Source organism: Balnearium lithotrophicum (assembly GCF_900182585.1).
GTDB lineage: Bacteria > Aquificota > Aquificia > Desulfurobacteriales > Desulfurobacteriaceae > Balnearium > Balnearium lithotrophicum.
The window spans coordinates 1-2,143 of sequence record NZ_FXTM01000045.1 but is presented as its reverse complement, the minus strand read 5'-3'; the positions used below and the strand labels follow the sequence as shown (position 1 = coordinate 2,143).

5 protein-coding genes are annotated in these 2,143 nt (G+C 42.5%); 2 read left to right on the top strand and 3 right to left on the bottom strand.

Going from position 1 to position 2,143, the window contains the following annotated elements:
• The coding region (locus FN732_RS09470) for an integrase core domain-containing protein (protein ID WP_142936290.1) at positions 1 to 261 on the top strand (261 nt) is incomplete at its 5' end.
• Here FN732_RS09470 and FN732_RS09465 read toward each other — a convergent pair.
• Genes FN732_RS09465 through FN732_RS09625 form a run of 3 tightly spaced genes read right to left on the bottom strand, consistent with a single transcriptional unit; the run spans position 197 to position 1,673 of the window.
• Complete coding sequence (locus tag FN732_RS09465) at positions 197 to 1,189, bottom strand: helix-turn-helix domain-containing protein (RefSeq protein WP_142936289.1); 993 nt, start codon at positions 1,187 to 1,189, stop codon at positions 197 to 199. The genes FN732_RS09470 and FN732_RS09465 overlap by 65 nt on opposite strands.
• A gap of 2 nt (positions 1,190 to 1,191) precedes the next feature.
• On the bottom strand, positions 1,192 to 1,542 hold the full coding sequence (locus FN732_RS09460; RefSeq protein ID WP_142936288.1) for a hypothetical protein: 351 nt from the start codon (positions 1,540 to 1,542) through the stop codon (positions 1,192 to 1,194).
• On the bottom strand, positions 1,536 to 1,673 hold the full coding sequence (locus tag FN732_RS09625) for a hypothetical protein (RefSeq protein WP_185954316.1): 138 nt from the start codon (positions 1,671 to 1,673) through the stop codon (positions 1,536 to 1,538). Before FN732_RS09625 ends, FN732_RS09460 begins: the two co-directional genes overlap by 7 nt.
• A gap of 168 nt (positions 1,674 to 1,841) precedes the next feature.
• Here FN732_RS09625 and FN732_RS09455 point away from each other — a divergent pair.
• Positions 1,842 to 2,143: helix-turn-helix domain-containing protein (locus FN732_RS09455; RefSeq protein WP_142933554.1), on the top strand; the 302-nt coding region annotated here is incomplete at its 3' end.

Here is a 2,143-nt window from a genome sequence, read left to right as displayed (position 1 = left end):
AGGTCTCCCAAGACCAATGCACATGTTGAAAGGTTCATACAGACGGTGGAGAAGGAACTGTGGATGATAGAAGGGACTGAGCCGACAGTTGATGAGATGAACAGGAAGTTATTTAGGTATCTAAACTTTTACAACTTCGTTAGGCCTCATCAAGGTCTTGGTTATAAGACTCCAGTAGAGAAGTTTGAGGAATATATTAAAAAACTCCAGGGTGTCCACCATGTATTGAACGAGAACAACCTATTCCCTCGCAGAACCTAACTTGATACTCTGCAAGGGGGTCGTAGAGTTTTTCCCATATTTCGGCCTTGATTTCCTCAGGCTCTTTGAGCCTGACCTCCTTTTTCCTCCTCTCCTTCTCCTTGATTTTCTGAATCTGCCTGACCACTTGGGCTTTAAGTTCTGGGTCTTCAAACCTCCTGACGGATTCGGGAATGTCGTCGTCGGCAGAGGAAAGTTCTCTTTCTTCTTCCTCTATCAGTCTCTCAGGGTCGTCTAAAATGTCCTTGACGGATGGAGAATCGGAATGTATAGTGTTGGAGTAGCTTGGATTAAGTTGTTGAGAATCGTTATCAATATTTTTCATTTTGGCCATCGTGTCCGTTTTGATAAATTGTTGAGAATCATTCTTATTAAACCAGCGATAGACCGTTAAAAGAGATACTCCTAACTCTTTAGATATTTCCTCAAAGGTATAACCCTGCTCCCTTAACTCTTTGGCCTTCTGGAATAGTTCCTCTTTCTTGTCTTTCTTGACGTCTGACAGCCACCTTCTAATCGTTCTGTCGCTCACTCCAAAGAGCCTCTGAATGTCAACAGGGTCAACTCCTGCAAGGTAGAGCTGTTGGGCACAGAGCTTCCTCTCCTCTGGCCTTAATGCAAGTCCGTGTTTGAGATTGTGCCTGATTGCCTCCATACGGTAGTGGAGCTCATCCTTTATCGGTAGCGGTTCTCCTTCTATGAATTCCTTTCCTATCCTCTTGCTTGCTTCTATCCTGTGGACTCCGTCAACTACCCAGATTCTTCCGTCCTTTCTTTCCCATACCTTTATCGGGTCAAATTCAACCCCGTTTTCCATAAGGTCTGCATATTCCTTAACCTTTTCTTCAACCGTTCCCGTTATGACTCTGGGAAGTAGTCCCTGTGGAATTTCCAATTCAGAAATCCTGTACTTAACTACCTTTGCCATCTTTACACCTCCTCTTTGTTTTTCTTTTCCTCTTCATTTTTCTTTGATTTCTCTGCAAGACGAAGGAATAGGTTGATAACCCTTATGGTCTTGCTGTATTCATCAACTGCCTCTGAGAAATTGAAAGGTTCCTGTGGACATTCATCACAAGTCTTTTGAGTTTTAAGAGTTTCGATACTCCCAAACTCGTCTAAAAGTTCTTTTACCTCTTCCTCCTTACCTTCTTTCACGTAGAGAACGATTACAGGGGGATTTGTCCCCTCTACTATTCCCCATCCTTCTAAAAACTCCCCGTAGGCATTTATGAAGTCGGCAATTTCTTCCGAGTTGTGGCACGGTTTAGCAATTAGCATTCTTTGTCCTCCCAAACTATCGTTTTTACTCCCGGTGTGAGTTTCTGGAGAGCTTCGGCGAGGGCTTCTTCTGGAGTTTTAGCTTCAACTGGAATTGACTGACCCGTTTTGTTGTCAATCACAACCTTCACTCCTTCATCTTTCAGGAGCTCGTCGCAGTATTTGGTGAGGAGTTCCTCCGCTCTTTCCTCGTTTTCCCTTTCAAGCTCTTTCAGTGCCTCTTGCAGATGTTGAAGTTCAGAAAGAAGGTGGACACCCTAAAATAAGATTTGAACTCCAACAAAAGGAGGTGTCCACCAATGAAACAATTAAAGAAATTCAAAGGAACATCCCTGCACATATCAAATACACCCTTCAAAAAAACAATCAAAAGAGGAACGAAAATAAAAACAAAACTCGACCTAACAAAAGACCCAAACGTGAGAAAAAGACTTAAATGGATTCAACATTACGAAAAACACCAAAATGCAAGACTAACCTGCAGATACTTCGGAATAAGTCCAACCACCTTCTACAAATGGAAAAATAGATACAAAAAGTACGGTTTAGAAGGCCTCAAAGACAGAAACAAAAGACCCCACAGAGTAAGACAACCTCAGAT